The organism is Helicobacter sp. 13S00482-2 (assembly GCF_002272795.1).
Taxonomy (GTDB): domain Bacteria; phylum Campylobacterota; class Campylobacteria; order Campylobacterales; family Helicobacteraceae; genus Helicobacter_J.
The window spans coordinates 104,668-122,505 of the sequence record NZ_MLAT01000006.1; the positions used below are offsets into that span (position 1 = coordinate 104,668).

The window sequence follows — 17,838 nt, forward strand, 5'->3', positions numbered from 1 at the left end:
AGATATTTTATTATTAGTATTTTTATTTTTGGTGTTTGTGATTGGAATAGGTGCTTATATATATTTTGTACTAAAAAATAAGGATTAGAAAATGCTCGTTCATATCTGTTGTTCTGTTGATAGTCATTATTTCTTAAATGAATTGACAAAGATTTATCCAAATGAAAAATTTATAGGGTTTTTTTATAATCCAAATATTCATCCAAAAAACGAATACGATTTAAGACTTGCAGATGTCAAAAGAAGTTGTGATATGTTAGACATTCAATTGATTGAAGGAGAATATGATACAAACAACTGGTTTAATGGAGTCAAAGGGCTAGAGAAAGAACCAGAAAAAGGAGATAGATGCATACAATGTTTTGATATCAGACTGATTAAAACTGCCTCTATGGCAAAGGAATTGGGAGAAAAAAAATTCACCACCACTCTGCTTTCGAGCCCTATGAAAGAACAAAAAATTCTTTATGCACAAGGAGATTCTATCGCGGAAAAAGAATTTTTGGAATTTGTCAAAATAGACGTAAGATCTAATGGAGGAACCCAAAAACAAAATGAACTTGCAAAAACAGATAACCTTTACAGACAAAATTATTGTGGGTGTCATTTTGCACTTGAGCAACAAAGAAATAATCAAAAAAGATTTTCTTTAGAAATGATGAGTCATATCGGATCGCAAATTCTTCCTGGAAGCATTGAAGAAAGAAGGGAAATCTTCACTCGTCGAAATGAACTTGAAAAACAAAACCAAGAGTATATCCTCACTCAGAGAAAATATTTAGTTTGGAGATTATTAAGTGCAAAAATTGAAAGAGGAGGGAGTCATATGCCTAGCTATATCCTCGCAAAATCTCAGAATAAAAAAGATGCACGAACGGGAACTATATTTTGGATTAAGCCAAATATATTCAAAGATACATCAAAATTTTATAATCTTGAGCAGAAAGCTTTAAAATACGAAAATGCTCCTACTCAAAAATATTTAGTTGGATATAGCAAAAAAGATGATAGCGTGTTTGTTCATCTGGATATGTTCAATCTAATTTTAGGAACTTCATATAAAAATATTAAAGAACTCTTATATAATCCACCCAAATACAGTGATGAGATTTTTTTTAGAAATTTTCTATGTGGAGATGATAGTATCAATCCAATTATTGTTATTGATGAAATCTATACAGAGAGTGTCAAAGTGAATATCAAATGCATCTTTCAAGAAGAGGCTATTTTTAGAGTCATTCAAAATTTGTAATTAAAATATATTTTGCTAAAATTGTGAATCAATAAATATAAAAGATTGAGGTTTGAAAAAATGATGGATATAAACAAAATCAAAAAAATACTTCCACACCGATACCCTATGCTTTTGGTCGATAGAGTGACTGATATTGTACCTCAAGCAAGTATCAAAGCATACAAAAATGTCACTGCCAATGAAGAAGTATTCTTAGGACATTTTCCTAATCAACCTATCTATCCTGGAGTAATGATTGTAGAAGGAATGGCACAAGCAGGTGGATTATTAGCATTTGTGAGTACTTGGGGAGATGATTTAAGTATGGCAGAAGACAAGCTTGTTTATTTTATGACTATTGATAAAGTAAAATTTCGCATACCTGTGGTACCTGGCGATAGACTAGAATATGAGATAAATGTTATCAAGCATAAAGGAACCGTATGGCAACTTGAATGTAAAGCAATGGTAGAAGATAAATTAGTTGCAGAAGCTGAGATCAAAGCTATGGTTACAGAAGCAAAAAAGGAGTAATATGGCAATTGAACATAAAAAAGTGATAGCCCCCACTGCCATTATCAAAGAAGGTGCTAAAATTGCTGAAAATGTCGAAATAGGGGATTTTTGTGTTATTGGTGAAAATGTCGAAATAGGGGAGGGAAGCAAACTTTACAACAACGTGACTATTTTAGGAAATACAAAAATAGGACGAAATAATACAATATTCCCTTATGCTGTGCTAGGCACAATTCCTCAAGATCTTAAATATGATGGGGAAGAAGTTGAACTCATCATTGGTGATAAAAATCTTATTCGCGAACATTGCATGATAAATCCAGGCACAAAAGGTGGGGGTAGCAAGACTATCATTGGAAATGAAAATCTCTTAATGGCGTTTGTTCACATCGCACATGATTGCATCATTAAAAATCACTGTATTCTAGCAAACAATGCTACATTAGGTGGGCACGTTGAAATGGGGGATTATGTCAATATTGGGGGAATGACTCCTGTGCATCAATTTGTCCATATAGGGGATGGTTCAATGATAGCTGGGGGAAGCGTATTGACACAAGATATTCCGCCATTTTGTATGGCTGAGGGCAATCGAGCAATCATCAGAGGTTTGAATAAACATAGAATGAGGAAACTTTTTTCTCATGAAGATATTGATTTTATTAGCAAACTTTACAAAAGAATTTTTTCTTGTTCTGCGCCTATGAGAGAATTGGTACAAAATGAACTTGAACAAAACCCTCAAAATGAATATGTGCTAAGAATATGCAATTTTATACTACAATCACAACGGGGCATTCCGATCAAAAAAGGTGTATTAGATGAATAAGAAAAGAATCTGCGATTTTTGCGGAAATAAAGAATCAGAGGATAGATTGATTTTTAATGGCATACAAGCCAACAAAGAAGCTCATATTTGCAATTACTGCATCAAATGTTTATATGATGGGATCTTTGGGAAGGTCAATTTAAATCCATTACCAGAGAAAGTCTTTCTAGAAAAATCACTCTCTCCAAAAGAACTCAAAAAAGCACTAGACGAATATGTTATCGGTCAAGAAAACGCAAAAAAAGTATTTTCCGTAGCCGTATATAATCATTACAAAAGGATATTCAGCAAAAATAACATTGTTGCGGATGTGGAAAATGATGTAGAAATATCAAAATCAAATATTCTACTCATTGGTCCAACAGGAAGTGGAAAAACCCTGATGGCACAAACATTAGCAAAATTTCTAGATATACCAATCGCTATATGCGATGCTACAAGCCTCACAGAAGCTGGTTATGTTGGTGAAGATGTGGAAAATATTCTCACAAGGTTATTTCAAGCTGCTGATGAGGACATTGAAAAAACCCAAAAGGGGATTGTCTTCATTGATGAAATTGATAAAATATCTAGATTATCAGAAAACAGATCTATTACAAGAGATGTTTCAGGTGAAGGAGTGCAACAAGCACTCTTAAAAATTGTTGAAGGAAGTGTTGTGAATATTCCTCCAAAAGGTGGAAGGAAACATCCCAATCAGGAATTTATACAAATTGATACAAGTAATATTTTATTCATTTGCGGAGGAGCGTTTGAAGGTCTGAATGATATTATTAAAAAACGCTCTGGTAATAATATTTTAGGATTTGGTAGCGAGAAAAAAACAAAACTTCAACAAGATGACGTACTTAGCCTTGTAGAACCTCAAGATTTAGTAAGTTATGGACTCATTCCTGAACTCATTGGAAGATTACATGTCATCACAACACTCCAAGAAATCACAAAAGAAGCCATGATTGATATTTTAATCAAACCAAAAAACTCCCTTATCAAACAATATCAAAAGTTATTTAAAATGGATGGGGTAGAGTTGGTATTTCAAAAAGAAGCCATTGAAAATATAGCAGAACTTGCAATAGCTAGAAAAACTGGTGCTAGAGGACTTAGAGCCATCGTAGAAGAATTCACGACAGATATTATGTTTGATCTTCCTGACTTAAAGGGTTATGAAGTTATAATAACAAAAGAGTGCATCACAAAGACAGGGGAACCTATTTTGATTAAAAAGAAAAAAACCTCTCAAAAAGACAAAGGAGCATAATGGTATTAGATAAAATAATAGGGCTATTTTCACATGATATAGCTATTGATTTAGGCACAGCAAATACGATTGTTTTACTAAAAGGACAGGGGATTATCATCAACGAACCTTCCATTGTAGCGGTAAAAACAGATAAATATGATAGAGATGGGACTATACTGGCTGTAGGACACGAAGCAAAGGAAATGATAGGGAAAACACCTGGAGGAATTCAAGCAATCCGCCCTATGAAAGACGGAGTCATTGCAGATTTTGATGTGACTGAAAAAATGATCCGTTATTTTATTGAAAAAGCCCACAAAAGAAAAACCTTGATTCGTCCTAGAGTAATGGTTTGCGTACCATATGGACTTACTGGAGTAGAAAGAAAAGCTGTCAAAGAATCTGCAATGAGTGCAGGGGCTAGGGAAGTGTTCTTGATAGAAGAACCAATGGCAGCTGCTATTGGTGCTGGATTGCCCGTTAGAGAACCTCAGGGAAGCTTGATTGTAGATATTGGAGGAGGGACAACAGAAATTGGAGTCATTTCTCTAGGGGGTCTAGTTATCAGTAAATCCATCAGGGTTGCTGGAGATAAATTAGATATTGCCATTGTGGATTACATACGAAAAAAATACAATCTCCTAATTGGAGAACGTACGGGCGAAGAAATTAAAATCCAAATCGGATCAGCCTCTCCTTTAGAAGTTCCTTTATTGATGCAAGTAAAAGGACGTGATCAAGTTAGTGGTCTTCTTAATACCGTAGAACTCACTAGCGAAGATATACGAGATGCCATCAAAGACCAACTCAGGGAAATAAGCAATGCACTTAAGAGTGTGCTAGAATCTGTTCCACCAGATTTAGCAGGAGACATTGTAGAAAATGGAGTTGTTCTCACAGGAGGCGGGGCTTTGATACGAGGGCTAGATAAATACCTATCTGATATTGTCAAGCTTCCTGTATATATTGGAAATGAGCCACTATTGGCTGTAGCAAAAGGAACAGGTAAAGCAATAGAAGAGCTTGATTTATTGCACCATATTAATTTCTCTTGAGTAGGTAGGATAAACAATGAGATACAAGCCACTGTCATTTATCGTTATTGTGGTGGCTCTGTTGTTTGTCATTTTTGATTCAAATCAGTTTTTACGCCATCAGACCTTGCAAGTAAGTGACGAAATTAAATTTTGGTTTTTTGACACAAAAGAAAACATCAAACTTTCTTACACAAAATATATCCATCAAGCACAAAACATTGAAAAATATCAAGAAAAACTGAAAAACTACGGGAAGCTAGAGCTACAATTACAAGCTATGCAAACCCAACTAGAGCAAATATCTAATTTTTTAGGCGAAGAAAGAAATGATCAACATCCAGATTTTATACCTACAAAGGCATTTTCTTATGTTGGAATGGGCGATTATGATCGCATTTGGATGGATTTGGATATTTCCACATATCCAAAAAATAAGATTTTTGGGATTGTTCAAAATGGCAATGCATTAGGAATAGCAATTATCAAAAATAATCGTCTGATGGGGCTACTGAATGGAAATGAAAATTGTAGTTACGCTGTGTATATTGGAAAAGAAAAAATTCCTGCAATCATTCGATATGATAGCTCAAATCCTCAAAAAATTCTAGCTGATTTTATCCCTGCGTGGTTAAAGGTAAATGTAGATGATGAGGTCATCACAAGTGGCCTTGATGGTGTTTTTACACCCAATATCAAAGTGGGCAAAATCACATCTGTGATGCAAAATTATGGTTACAATACTGCAGAGCTATCTCCTTATGCACAAAAAAAAGATTTGAGTTATATGTGGCTCATTGACACAAAAAAGATACAAAGCAATTTTGGTTTTGACAATCAGGGCACTGAGAAATGAATCCAAATCCCTTGGTGCAAAATTGTATTAAAAATGTATCCAACATTCTACACAACTCTAATCAGAAGCAGCATATTGATTGTGCTATCAATGAACTTTTAAATTTAACAAGCAATGTTTCAATCAAAGAAATTCAGGACACTCTTAAAATTCAATCTCAAGAAACAGAACTCATTTGCAAACTCTTCAGAGACAAAATATATGATTTGATATTCTCAAAAGGGGATATCGTTTCAAGTGCATATATGATTGTGTATTTATTTATCGACAAAAAACAAGACAACAGATTTGAAAGTCTCATTCAGATCGCAGACAATCATCTCTTTGGAAAAAATGGGGTCAATGAAGAAGAGAATATCATGCTCATTGAGCTAGGGAGTATTGCTAGAATTTTAGCTGGAAAAAAAGATGAGGGTATAAAATATTACATCAAAAATATTTCCTTAATAGATATGCAAGTTTCTTCTGCTGACAAATCAGCTAGTTTTATATTGAATTTTTTTGACATATTGCAAATCCCTTTTGAACTCCTCATAGAGGCTTTAAGCGAATTACTAGAAATATCCTATTTTATGTCCTTAGAAGCAAAACGTAGGCGATCAATTTTTAACTGGCAATTACAGGTGTTTTGGAATATAAAACATTTTTTTAATCATCGTGATTGGCTCAAACTCTATCCTCTTTGGGAAAAGATACTCTATGAACTCCTAGATCCTTCAGATTCTAAGAAAATAGATGAGGCACTATATGTGCATTTTTTTATTTATCATATGTGTGGAAATAGCTTTACATCGCAAGAACAATGGAAAGATTTCAATAAAAATATCTCACAAAAAGCAAGTTTGATTTATGAAGAATTCTCACATACATTCAATCTGCCCAAACCCAAACCCATAAAAAAACCAAAAAAAATTATTGCATTTTTACGCGATAGACTTGTAGAAAACTCTCCTTATAAAGTTGAATACAGTTTTTTAAAAGATTTGCTAGAAAACAGTGTGTTCAAACAATCCTATGAAATCAAAATCTACAATATGTCATTCATAGAAAAAAGTGATGATGATTCTAGTATTAAAAAAAGCTATGAAGATATTGGAATTGAGGTCATTGACATAGCTTCTAGTTTTAATCGTGATGGTTATTATAATTCACATCTAGCAAAGGCTTTATGTATCCTTGAAAGGATGATAGCAGATAATGTTGATATACTCATCAGTCCTAACAATGGATATGGAATCAGTGATTTTATTCTTGCTTGTAGAGTCGCACTCACTCAAATTTTTTGGAGTCATGGAAATTTTGTCTATGATGTTCCTCAAATCGACCTTAAACTAACTCATATTTGTGGAAATTTACCCATAATTCATCACGAAGGTTTTGAATTTATAGGTATCAATGTGCGAATGGATAATAAATTTTACAATCCATTCATTCCCCCTGAAATAATTCAAAATGAACGTAAAAAATATCCTCAGGACAAATTGATAATTGGAATCATAGGACGTCTAACAAAAATCGACTCCATAGCATATCTTAAAGTCATCATCAAAATAATGCAAGAATATCCCAATACAATCTTTTTGGCATGCGGAAATGGGAATGTACATCAAATCAAAGAAAAAATCACCTCAATAAATCCAGATATGACAGAAAGATTTTATTTTCCAGGTTATGTTAATAGTGCAATTTATGGACACATTATTGATTTTTGGCCTGATAGCTTTCCGATGCAACAAGGAGAAAGCAAGATTGAATTCAATGCAAAGGGTGGATTGCTTCTGATTCTTTCTAAAGAAAATCTCCAAGACAGGACAAAAAGGCTTCAAAATTGGATACAAAACAATCTCAAGGCCATAGAAACAGAATGTAAAAATAAAAATATTACATTGGATTTTTTCAAAAAAATACTAATAAAAGAGCTTTCCTATATAGCCTTTGATGAAAATGATTATCTCAACAAAGCGTTTATATTGCTAAATGCTACAAAACAAGATAAGCAAAATCTAAAACAAAATAAAGAACTTATCAGAAGTATTTATGAAGGCATTCGTAAAAATCAGGGTATTGATTCCTTTTTAAGGATTATCAAATAAAATGAATAAAATAGGAATTTTAGGTTATGGCAAGGTAGGCCAGAATTTTTATGCTTTGTGCAAGGATTTAGATGCTTGTGTGTATGTCTATGATGATTTTTATTCAACCAACACAAACAGTTCAATGATTGGAGTAGATGAGAAAGAGTTAAAAAAATGTGATATTGTGGTGATTTGTACTGCCAAAGAATCTTTACGTGAAGACTTTTTTATCAAAACCATCACACTAGGAATAGAAGAAAAAAAAGTACGTTTTTATACAGAGTGCTTTTATGCTTCATATTGTCTCAAATCTTCCATCAAAAAATATTTTACCCATAGTTTGATTGAATTTTTGTCAAAAGACACAGCCTTTTTAGCAGAACTAAAAAAAATCTTAAAAATTGCTTTTGAGGATATACCAAAAGTAGAAGAGAAGGTCAATTTTTACGATAGCGTTTATACTCAAAACGAAATGTATTTCAAGGACTATACTCAAAGTCCTTATTATTTAGGCTGGAAATATGCTTTAAAAATCCTTCAGGACTATGGATTGAAAAAAGCAAAAATTGTAGATATTGGTTGTGGAAATGGAGCATTTGCCAAGATGCTTTATGAAAACCATATTTGCTCATACACGGGTATTGATTTCAGCGATGAAGGTTTAAAAATTGCCCGAAAAAATATCCCTTCTTGGGCAAACTTCTTTATCAAAGAAAATATTTTTGAAAGCAAAATATTTGAAAAAAGCTACACGCACATCATCATATTTGAAATATTAGAACACATTCATAAAGATATAGAAATTCTATCAAAAATCAAACCTAAAACTGCTATCATTGGATCAGTCCCGAACTTCTATTCACAAAGCCATATAAGGATTTTTGAAGACATTCAAGAAATCAAAAAAAGGTATGAATCAATCATAGACTTTTTAGATTTTTTTGAACTCAAACTCAATCAGAATTCGAAAATATTTTATTTTCACGCGATTAAAAAATAATGGCAAAAGTTCTAGTGCTCTGTGCAGCAAACCCTGCAATCAATCCAAGACCCAACCGCATGATTGAATTATTAAAACATCAACACAAGGTTTGGGCAATGGGTATCAATGCCACCCCTATAGAAAAAGTAGAGGTTTTTAGCTATATGCCCTATAAAAAGCGAAATATGATTGGGGAAGCCAAACTGTATCTGAATGTGATTTTGAAAAAATGGGAAAAGCTCATTCACACCCCCAATCGTCTCAAGATTATTGAGGTATTAAAATCTCATCGTTTTGATGTCATTATTTGCCATGATCTAGTGCTTCTACCCATTGTGCTATCACACAAACAAAACGCAAAAGTTCTATTTGACGCAAGAGAATTCTATCCCGCTCAAAACAGTGCTAACCTAAGATGGAGATTGCTTTTTGCGAACTTCAATCATTATCTTTGCAAAACATATCTCCCCAAAGCTGATTTTATTGTCACTGTTTCAGAAGGATTAAAAAAAAGATACAAACAAGATTATGGAGTGGATTGTGAATTATTTTTCTCACTCCCTAATTATCATAAAATAACTCCAAGCATATCAAACCAAGAAGATATTAAACTGATTTATCACGGTAGTGCCAATCCAAGCAGAAAGATTCAAGAGAGCATCAAGATAATTGACTATCTAGATGATAGATTTTCCCTTGATATGATGCTGGTCAGTACTGATAATGAGTACATGCAATATTTAAAAAAAATTGTTCATCAAAAACAACGCAAAGGCAAAAAAATCAGGATCATTCCACCTGTATCATTTGAAAATATTATCCCATTTAGTTCTTCTTATGACATAGGTCTTTATCATATTCCCCCATCAAATTTTAACATCAAACACTCTTTGCCTAATAAATTTTTTGAATACATTCAAGCTAGACTCGCTTTGGCAATAACCCCAAGTGAAGAGATGATACCTTTTGTTCAACAATACCACAATGCCATCATCGCCAAAGATTTCTCTGCCAAATCAATGGCACAAGCAATCAACACACTAGATGCAAAAACGATTCAAAAATATAAACACAATTCCTCAGATGCTGCAAAAAAGCTAAATCTAAATAGCAACAAAAAACTACTAGAGGAAATCATCGATCTGTTACTGAAGTAAAATCTACTTTTTGCCTTTAGAAAAATCCAATAAATCTTGTGTGCTATTTATCCATTCAGGAATGCTAAATAAAGAGATCTCAAAAACCTTCAATGAGGTCAAAGCATCAGCATATGCCCTATGAGAAACAGGGGTATTGATACCTAAAAATTCATTTAGAAATGGCAAAGAATAACGTGGGGAAAGGATGGTTTTATGTGCCAAATCAATTGTGCATAATTTGGGATTAAGGATTTCTCCTAATCCAATTCTATCCATTTGATAACTGATAAATCCATAGTCAAAACTCACATTATGTGCAACAAAAACACACCCACTCAAGAAAATTCTAAAATCCCTAAGCACATCAACTAAAGAAGGGGATTTTAAAACATTTTGCGTACTAATACCTGTAAGTTCAATGATTTTTTCTGGAATTTCTTCAACATACACAAAACTTTCAAACTTATCTATGATTGTTCCATTTTGATATTTTAACGCACCTATTTCGATTATAGAGTGTTGATCAGGCTTAGAACCTGTAGTTTCAATATCCACAAAACAAAAAATCTCATCTTCAAGTTTTGTTTGAGTAGTGCTTAGAACTATGTTTTCATTTTCTTTTTTCAGCGGAAATCCACAAGCTTTAAGCATTTCAAATTCTTCTTCAATATCCCCACAGAAACTAGCAATATCGGAAACATAATTCAAAAAATCCTCTCTAGAAATTGGAGAATTTCTAAGTTTATTATAAAGCTTATCATAAGTCATCGTAGAGATAAGATAGCCTTTTGATAATCATCGCTACTAAAAACATAATTCCCTGCTACTACAATATCTGCTCCTGCTTCTTTAAGGAGTTCAATGTTATGCTGATTGATGCCGCCATCAACCTCGATCAAACAGTTTGGATTTGTGCTAAGAATCATATCTTTTAGATTTTGAATTTTTTTATAAATATTTGGAATAAATTTCTGCCCCCCAAAACCTGGATTCACACTCATAACCAAGACCATATCAATATCCTCTATGATATACTTCAGGGCTTCTTCAGTGGTATGAGGATTCAAAACCACACTTGGACGTATTCCATAATTTCTAATATGGGAAATCAAACGATGGAGATGTTTTTCTTCTTCAATATGAACACTCATAAATTCAGGCTTAAAAGCGGCGAACATATCCACAAAAAATGAAACATTTTCAACCATTAAATGAATATCCAAAGGTTTAGAAGAGATTTTGGCAACTTCTTTAACAACCAAAGGCCCTATAGTGAGATTAGGAACAAAATGCCCATCCATAACATCGATATGAACATAATCACAACCAGCCTCACAAATAGAACGAATTTCAGATCCAAGATCCAAAAAATTTGCTGATAGTATACTAGGAGCAACCAACATACAAATGACCTTTTTTATAAATTCAACTTTTAAAGCATATCATAAAACCCAATAAGATATAATTTAATCAAAAAATTTGGAGCAAAAATAATGGAAGATTTTATTATCGCATTCCAAAATGCCGCCAAAGAAATCCAAGAATTACTAAAAACAAGCCACACGGATTATCTATCTAGCACCAATTCAAGTGGGGATACGCAACTAGGAATTGATATAAAAGCTGATAAAATCATTGAAGAAAAACTCCTATCATTAAAGTCTGTCTATGGAGTCTGTAGCGAAGAAAAAAGCGAAGCGATTTATAAAAATTCAGGCTCTTATTTGATCGCTTATGATCCCCTTGATGGATCTTCTATCATCTCCTCTAATTTAAGCGTTGGATCAATATTTGGAATCTACAAAGAAACATTTGAATCAAAAAACCTTATAGCTGCCGCCTATATTGTTTATGGCCCTAGGCTTGAGCTTATCTTCGCAAGTGAAGAACTTTCTTATTTTATCTATGATGGTGATTGTTGGCAAAGACAACCTTCCATTGCCCTCAATAAAAATGGCAAGATAAATTCACCTGGTGGAACACAGAAACATTGGGAAGCAAAGCATAAGGCTCTTATTGATTCGTTCTTTCAAAAAGGCTATCGCCTCAGATACTCTGGAGGAATGGTTCCAGACCTTCATCAAATTCTAATTAAAAAGGGTGGTTTATTTAGCTATCCTGCAACACTTGATGCACCAAAGGGAAAACTTCGCAAACTCTTTGAGGTTTTTCCATTTGCATTCATATATGAAAAAGCAGGTGGAATGGCCATAGATGGGAAAAATCGATTGCTTGAACTTCCAGTAGATGGAATTCATGACACTTCGCCTTGTTTTTTTGGATCTGAAGAAGAAATCAATGAAGTGAGAAAAACCTATGAGTGAAACCCATTCCCCCAAAGACATTTGGCAAAATAGACTTGAACAAAACATACTAACACTGAAAAAATGCCAAGAAGAAAAAAATGTCCAAAGTTGTCTAAAATGCACCCAAGTTCTAGAATGTAGCACAAGAAAAGCCTATGTCAAGTCCGTGTATGAAAGTATGAACAAAGGGCAAGGTGGGGAATTTGAATTTTGATTTGGCTTGATATTATCGATCCCAAATATGTGTTATTTTTCAATTCTCTTATTCCCAAGCTCAGAGAACTTGATGAGGTCATCATCACCACAAGAAAAAGTGAAGGCTATAGTGAGTGTCACGAACTTTTAGAATTGTTTGATATTCCAAACATACTTATTGGAGGATATGGCGGGGAGAGTCCTTTAGGAAAATTCAACTCAAGATTGGAACGTCAAAAAGCTTTTTTAGATCTGTTCAAAAAAACAGGGATACCCAAACTATTCATCACTGGTGCAAGTGTTGATGGCGTTCAAACCGCATATGGACTAGGCATACCAATTGTGAATTTTTCGGACACACCACTAAAAAAAGATTACTTTGATATTGACTCCATAACCATTTTATCAAAGCTTACCTTACCACTTAGTTCTCTTGTCTTTCGCCCATTTGTTGTACCAGAAATCTGCTATACCTCTATGGGTATTGCCCCTAAAAATATCATTGCTTATGATTTTATTGATGTTGCATTATGGCTCAAAGATATGCGACCTGGTGTTGATTTTAGAAAATCATTCAATATCCCAAAAAATCGCCCAACAATTCTTTTTCGAGAAGAAGAATACAAAGCTCACTATGTGGAACAAAAACTCCCTATCATCTACCAGAGTATCGAAAAAATCGCCTCCTGCTTGGATGTGAATATCGTCATCATGCCAAGATATGGAAAAGAAGATCTCCACTTTAGGGGATTTAAAAATATTTTTGTCATACACAAAAAGCTCTCTCCTGCTGATTTCTATCCTTTTATTGATATTCTCATAGGTGGAGGGGGAACGATGAATTTAGAGGCTTGTTATTTAGGTATCCCTACAATTTCTACAAGATCTTTGTTTTTATTTCACGACAAATACCTTCTAGATAATCACCTAATGAAACACTGTAAAAACTCACAAGAAGTTTATGAAGAAGTCAGGAATATTCTAGCAGATAAAACAAGTCTATCAACCTCAAAATGCATCGCACAAAAGATATTTGAACCTAAACCTGCAAGTTTTGAAGACATATTCAAAATCATCAAAGAAAGATTTAGTTAATCCTCTCTTTTTTATTCTCATAATGGATTATAAAAAAACCCATATAGTGCATCTTTGCTTTGTTCTTTGATGTCTTCCCAAGTATGCTTGAAGATGACCTTAGGAGCAGTGTGATCTTTATTGTTTTTAAAGCTTTCTGCTATATTCTGTGTGTTTTTCAATGCAACATCAGTGAGTGAATAACCTAAGGGCTTAGTGAATTCAAAGAATGAAGTGCTTGTATCTACTCTCTTGCTTAGATTGTGAACCGTAGTGTTTTGCCCAATCAGATTATCAAAGACGGATTCTTCTTCTTTAGTAGGAATCTTCACTTCTTTAGGGGCATCATTACTAGGAGAGGTTCTATGAATGTTTGAATCTAGAGGATTTTCTTTTATTTTTAAATCAATATTAGGAGAGATACTAGCTAGGGTTTTGGTTGTGTGGGTTTGTTTTTCATAACCTCCCATTCCATTCATGGATTTTAAATCAGAAGTATTGCTTATATCTGTATTAGAGAGGGTATTGGTTTTAAAAGTAGAAAGGGTTTGGGATTTTTCATCATTTTGCACATTGATATAGGCTCCTTTTAGATCTGTGTTCTTAGCAACATTGACTTGTAGTGAATTTTCAACATTGATTCCGCTTTGAGTTTTCACTTCATCACTAGCAGAATGAGCAGGAGAATTTCCAAAGGAAGGCTTGAGGGTTTTGATATCTTTTATATTCATAGAAGTTCCCATTGAGAGATGCTTTTTAAAATCTCTATGAGAGTCTTGAAGACTTTGTATATTCATATCCCCTTTAATATCAGCTTGTAAATTCTGTGCTGTTATATTTCCTCCTTTGATATTGAGGTTTTCTTGTGTGTTAAGTTTGAGGTTTTCAGCATTAAAAGAGCCGTTATTATGAGTGGTGCTCTCAGTGCCACTAGAAGATAAGTCTATATTTCCTCCTAGGTTTAAAGAAGACAAATCACTCAAGTTTGCTCCCACAGAAGCAGAAGCACTAAGACCTTTAGAAGCAGAAGTAAAAGAATCTTGAGTTGCTGAAATATTTAAGGATTTTGTATCAACAAAGGCTTCTTTAGCATTGATAGTAGAACCAATGATGTTCGTATTTTCAGTGGTTTGTATGGAGAGCTTATTGGTATTTAAGTTAGAGGCATTGTGAGTGAGTTTTTTGCTAGTAGTGCTATGATTACTATAATGTGCACTTGCTTGTGCTCCAACAGAACCATTGTAGCTCACCTTCAGAGAACCTCCAATTGAAGAATCATTATGTTCTGTGCTGAGTTCATTTTCTGAAGAAGATAAGCTAAAGCTTTTAGCTTTGATATCTGTGCTATTTGCTATGTTGATATTAGAGCCTTGTATGGTTGTATTTTCTTTTGTATTGATATGAAGGTTTTTGGCATTGAGATTAGAGCTCGTTTGAGTGGTTTCATAAGAAGAGTCTTGCTTTGAAGAATGATCTAATTCTCCTGTTAGTGAAACTGAGGTGTCTTTGCCAATACTAGCAGAAACTTTCACACTAACGGTATTGGTGATTGTGGAAGTGGAACTAGAAAACTCATTGCTAACAGAAGCAATATGAACGTTTTTGGCACTCAGATCAATGTCATTTTGAGCATTCAGATCTGAACCAAGAATATCAGCATTGTTTTTAGCATTGATATGGATATTGTTTCCCATAAGGGTTGCACTAGAGGCTTGTGAGCTAGAAACATTATTATCAATACTCTCATCTGTATGAGTGAATCCCACTCCTACTTCAATACCAATTTGAGATAAAGAAGGAGAAGGGATTTTAGAAGATTTTTTCTTGAGCCACGCTCCTGCAGTCCTATAAGAATCTTGATGATTAGAGATGATGGTATTATCAGGGTTATTAGGATCTAACTTATCTCCTAGTTTGATGAGTGCTTTTTTAGTAGTAGCAATGCCTACTTTTTTTGCATAAGCTTTAGGAACAGAGATGCCTATTTTATTAGAGGTGTGTTTGGTGTGTGTTTGATGAGTGAAATTATCTTTGAGTGCACTGATAGAAACATCAGAACCAGAGATAGAAATATCTCCATTGTTGGCTATGAGATTGCTTGATTCTATGGAGGCTTTATTATCTGCATTGATATGAATAGAAGAAGCCTCTATGCTTTGTTTTTGATGAACAGAATAAGAAGCTTTATCGGAAATATCTGTGGTGTCTTTGCCTAAACTCATAGAATAGCTATCTCCATCTGAAGAAAAGCTAAGGCCGCTTTTTTCTTGATGAACTTGTATGTCTGTAGAGCCAGTATCTGCTAGATTGCTTAAAGTGATGTCATCTTTAGCATCCATAGAAGCTTCACCCTTAGCTTTGATAGCAAGATTATATGCTTTTAAAGAAGAACCTGCTTTGATATGAACATTATTAGCATTCATGGAGTTATTTAAATGCGTATTAGAGGTTTGGGTGGTGGTTGTGGTTGTGGTGGTGGAGGTAAAATCAAATTTTTCAGCATTTCCTTGTGAAAAATTAGTGATAGTGAGTTTATCCATAGAGGAGTTAGAAGCACTATTAAAAGAAATATGACCTCCTGCAGATAAATCAATATCATTTTTAGCCTCTATGTTAGCAGAAGTGAAATCAGCATTTGATTTGACATTGATAGAAATATCATTTCCTTTTAAAGATGAAGATAGGTGAGTGGTGTTGCTATGAGATTGTATATCATCACTATAGCTAGAAGAAAGCTCTGTGGTAGAAACAGATAGATGAGTGGCATCAATGGATAGATGATTTTTAGCATTCACTAAGCTTCCTTTGATGAGAACATCTTCTCCTTTGATATGAATATTTTCTGCATCCAATGAAGAGAGGGCATCTAAAGAGGTGTTAGAAGAGCTATAGATGGTTTTAGGTTTTATGGAAAAACCAAGTATTCCCGATGTTGTAGAAAGAGCAGGGGTACGATAAGAAAATTCTTCTTTATTGGTTCCTGAGATGATTTGAGTAAAATCAGAATTCAAATAAAGATTCTTCGCTCCAAGTTTGGAACTGATATTTTTAAAAGTCCCTCCAGAGATTTTTAAATTACCTGAAGTGCTATCAGCTAAAGCATCTTCATTATTGGTATTGGTGTTGTTCGCATCATTGTTGGTATTCTCAGCATTGGTATTGTTGGTATGAGTTGCTTTAGCATTGGCAATAATAGTGCCATTTTCATTCAAAAGAAAATCAGATTTAATAAAAACATTATCTCCTTGTATGTTAGAAAAGTTTTGAGTGTTTTTAGAAGCAATAGCAATGGTTTTACCATAAAATCCTGAAGCATTTATTTGAATAGGCGAAGTAGATGAAGAAAGATAAGGAATATTAGCACTATTTGATTGATTTCTTTCATTAGCATTATTTGCATTCATGGGCTTGAATGCATTGGTGTTGTTCATAATGCTCCGTTCATCATTTGAAAGAATTGATGAAGTGGGATTCAATGAAGTTTTAGTGAGATTGATGAATTCTTGAATGTTCTTATGGTTAGCATCTATCATTCCTGTTATGTCTGCTAAAAGATGAGATGGAATGAAATCATTATGGAGAAATGATTGAAAAGAATGTTTGGAAATGAAGTGATTCACATCTGTGTAAAGAGGATTGGTCTGTATGATGTAGTTTAAAGGAGTGTTAGAGTAGGTATCTTCATTGAGTGTTTGCAAACTAGAGATGATATTGTGTATATCAATACTAGGAAGAGTTAAAGCAATAGAAGAGATGATGGGGGAAGGGGTGTAATCATAGACATCAGTGCGACTGTGGCAATTCCATTTGTGTTTCTTAAAGCCAAACATTCTGCCCCCACAATACCCTCCCAATCTATCATATTCCTTCATTGTCCCTATACTCGTCTGTGTCCTTTTAGGAATAGGTTGGGTATTGATTATATCTGCTACTTCTAAGTTAGTCTTATCTTGTGCATAAATAATAGCTGTGTCATTGATGAGATGATTGGCTTTGATATAAACATTATTTCCTATCATCATAGCAGGATCATAGGTGTTCTCTTTGAGTTTATCTTCTGTGATGGTGGTGGTGTATTCATAGGTGGTGTGTTTATCAGGATTACCACATTCAGCACTATCTCTTCCTTCTTCTTCACACCAACCATAATGGTATCTACTCCCAACCTCTACCTTCTGTAATTCCAAACTCCCAATATTGCTTACCTTATGTGCTTGTATGTTTAGATCTCCTTTAGCAGAGATGATGGAGTGATTGATGAGTTCTTTTGCATTGATAAGCAGATCCTTACTTGAAGTGATAGAAGGAGGAATGAAAGTAGGAGTGAATGTATCAGTGGTTTTATGGGAATTTGA

The 17,838-nt window shown here is 33.9% G+C and carries 15 protein-coding genes; 12 read left to right on the forward strand and 3 right to left on the reverse strand.

The window, feature by feature from the left end; translation table 11 throughout:
- Positions 1–91: 91 nt before the first annotated feature.
- Genes BKH42_RS04575 through BKH42_RS04615 form a run of 9 tightly spaced genes read left to right on the forward strand, consistent with a single transcriptional unit; the run spans position 92 to position 9,926 of the window.
- Positions 92–1,252, forward strand: a complete 1,161-nt coding sequence (locus tag BKH42_RS04575; RefSeq protein ID WP_095295359.1) for an epoxyqueuosine reductase QueH — start codon at positions 92–94, stop codon at positions 1,250–1,252.
- A gap of 60 nt (positions 1,253–1,312) precedes the next feature.
- Positions 1,313–1,768 carry a 3-hydroxyacyl-ACP dehydratase FabZ gene (gene fabZ / locus BKH42_RS04580; protein ID WP_095295361.1) on the forward strand — a complete coding sequence of 152 codons (456 nt, stop codon included), beginning with the start codon at positions 1,313–1,315 and terminating at the stop codon, positions 1,766–1,768.
- Position 1,769: 1 nt separating this feature from the next.
- Positions 1,770–2,579, forward strand: coding sequence for an acyl-ACP--UDP-N-acetylglucosamine O-acyltransferase (lpxA, locus tag BKH42_RS04585; RefSeq protein ID WP_095295363.1), 810 nt, complete (start codon positions 1,770–1,772; stop codon positions 2,577–2,579).
- Positions 2,572–3,840, forward strand: coding sequence for an ATP-dependent protease ATP-binding subunit ClpX (clpX, locus tag BKH42_RS04590; RefSeq protein WP_095295365.1), 1,269 nt, complete (start codon positions 2,572–2,574; stop codon positions 3,838–3,840). The genes lpxA and clpX overlap by 8 nt, the downstream gene beginning before the upstream one ends.
- Positions 3,840–4,877, forward strand: coding sequence for a rod shape-determining protein (locus BKH42_RS04595; protein WP_095295367.1), 1,038 nt, complete (start codon positions 3,840–3,842; stop codon positions 4,875–4,877). Before clpX ends, BKH42_RS04595 begins: the two co-directional genes overlap by 1 nt.
- A gap of 16 nt (positions 4,878–4,893) precedes the next feature.
- Positions 4,894–5,712 carry a rod shape-determining protein MreC gene (mreC, locus tag BKH42_RS04600; RefSeq protein ID WP_095295369.1) on the forward strand — a complete coding sequence of 273 codons (819 nt, stop codon included), beginning with the start codon at positions 4,894–4,896 and terminating at the stop codon, positions 5,710–5,712.
- Entirely contained in the window at positions 5,709–7,805 is a 2,097-nt protein-coding gene (locus BKH42_RS04605; RefSeq protein WP_095295371.1) for a hypothetical protein, read from the forward strand. Before mreC ends, BKH42_RS04605 begins: the two co-directional genes overlap by 4 nt.
- A gap of 1 nt (position 7,806) precedes the next feature.
- On the forward strand, positions 7,807–8,787 hold the full coding sequence (locus tag BKH42_RS04610) for a class I SAM-dependent methyltransferase (RefSeq protein ID WP_095295373.1): 981 nt from the start codon (positions 7,807–7,809) through the stop codon (positions 8,785–8,787).
- Positions 8,787–9,926 (forward strand): glycosyltransferase, encoded by a 1,140-nt coding sequence (locus BKH42_RS04615; protein ID WP_095295375.1) that lies wholly within the window; start codon positions 8,787–8,789, stop codon positions 9,924–9,926. Before BKH42_RS04610 ends, BKH42_RS04615 begins: the two co-directional genes overlap by 1 nt.
- Before the next feature lie 3 nt (positions 9,927–9,929).
- On the opposite strand, the gene BKH42_RS04620 is transcribed toward BKH42_RS04615, so the two are convergent.
- Positions 9,930–10,676 (reverse strand): 3'-5' exonuclease, encoded by a 747-nt coding sequence (locus tag BKH42_RS04620; protein ID WP_095295377.1) that lies wholly within the window; start codon positions 10,674–10,676, stop codon positions 9,930–9,932.
- Positions 10,673–11,311 carry a ribulose-phosphate 3-epimerase gene (gene rpe / locus BKH42_RS04625; RefSeq protein ID WP_095295378.1) on the reverse strand — a complete coding sequence of 213 codons (639 nt, stop codon included), beginning with the start codon at positions 11,309–11,311 and terminating at the stop codon, positions 10,673–10,675. The genes BKH42_RS04620 and rpe overlap by 4 nt, the downstream gene beginning before the upstream one ends.
- 90 nt (positions 11,312–11,401) lie before the next feature.
- Here rpe and BKH42_RS04630 point away from each other — a divergent pair, with 90 nt between their 5' ends.
- From BKH42_RS04630 to BKH42_RS04640, 3 genes are read left to right on the forward strand one after another with little or no spacing between them, the layout of a single operon-like run.
- Entirely contained in the window at positions 11,402–12,232 is an 831-nt protein-coding gene (locus BKH42_RS04630) for a class 1 fructose-bisphosphatase (protein WP_095295380.1), read from the forward strand.
- Positions 12,225–12,428: a hypothetical protein gene (locus tag BKH42_RS04635; RefSeq protein WP_095295382.1), complete on the forward strand. Its 204-nt coding sequence runs from the start codon at positions 12,225–12,227 to the stop codon at positions 12,426–12,428. Before BKH42_RS04630 ends, BKH42_RS04635 begins: the two co-directional genes overlap by 8 nt.
- The gene (locus BKH42_RS04640; protein WP_095295384.1) at positions 12,425–13,504 is read left to right on the forward strand and encodes a DUF354 domain-containing protein; all 1,080 of its coding nucleotides are present in this window, start codon (positions 12,425–12,427) and stop codon (positions 13,502–13,504) included. Before BKH42_RS04635 ends, BKH42_RS04640 begins: the two co-directional genes overlap by 4 nt.
- A gap of 17 nt (positions 13,505–13,521) precedes the next feature.
- Here BKH42_RS04640 and BKH42_RS04645 read toward each other — a convergent pair.
- Positions 13,522–17,838, reverse strand: a 4,317-nt coding sequence (locus BKH42_RS04645; protein WP_143428562.1) for a hemagglutinin repeat-containing protein, incomplete at its 5' end; no start/stop codon positions are given.

What these genes read in the sequence shown, in the direction of transcription:
- BKH42_RS04575 (WP_095295359.1), top strand. Translation starts at nt 92, where the DNA reads ATGCTCGTTCATATCTGTTGTTCTGTTGATAGTCATTATTTCTTAAAT.
- fabZ (WP_095295361.1), top strand. Translation starts at nt 1,313, where the DNA reads ATGATGGATATAAACAAAATCAAAAAAATACTTCCACACCGATACCCT.
- lpxA (WP_095295363.1), top strand. Translation starts at nt 1,770, where the DNA reads ATGGCAATTGAACATAAAAAAGTGATAGCCCCCACTGCCATTATCAAA.
- clpX (WP_095295365.1), top strand. Translation starts at nt 2,572, where the DNA reads ATGAATAAGAAAAGAATCTGCGATTTTTGCGGAAATAAAGAATCAGAG.
- BKH42_RS04595 (WP_095295367.1), top strand. Translation starts at nt 3,840, where the DNA reads ATGGTATTAGATAAAATAATAGGGCTATTTTCACATGATATAGCTATT.
- mreC (WP_095295369.1), top strand. Translation starts at nt 4,894, where the DNA reads ATGAGATACAAGCCACTGTCATTTATCGTTATTGTGGTGGCTCTGTTG.
- BKH42_RS04605 (WP_095295371.1), top strand. Translation starts at nt 5,709, where the DNA reads ATGAATCCAAATCCCTTGGTGCAAAATTGTATTAAAAATGTATCCAAC.
- BKH42_RS04610 (WP_095295373.1), top strand. Translation starts at nt 7,807, where the DNA reads ATGAATAAAATAGGAATTTTAGGTTATGGCAAGGTAGGCCAGAATTTT.
- BKH42_RS04615 (WP_095295375.1), top strand. Translation starts at nt 8,787, where the DNA reads ATGGCAAAAGTTCTAGTGCTCTGTGCAGCAAACCCTGCAATCAATCCA.
- BKH42_RS04620 (WP_095295377.1), bottom strand. Translation starts at nt 10,676, where the DNA reads ATGACTTATGATAAGCTTTATAATAAACTTAGAAATTCTCCAATTTCT.
- rpe (WP_095295378.1), bottom strand. Translation starts at nt 11,311, where the DNA reads ATGTTGGTTGCTCCTAGTATACTATCAGCAAATTTTTTGGATCTTGGA.
- BKH42_RS04630 (WP_095295380.1), top strand. Translation starts at nt 11,402, where the DNA reads ATGGAAGATTTTATTATCGCATTCCAAAATGCCGCCAAAGAAATCCAA.
- BKH42_RS04635 (WP_095295382.1), top strand. Translation starts at nt 12,225, where the DNA reads ATGAGTGAAACCCATTCCCCCAAAGACATTTGGCAAAATAGACTTGAA.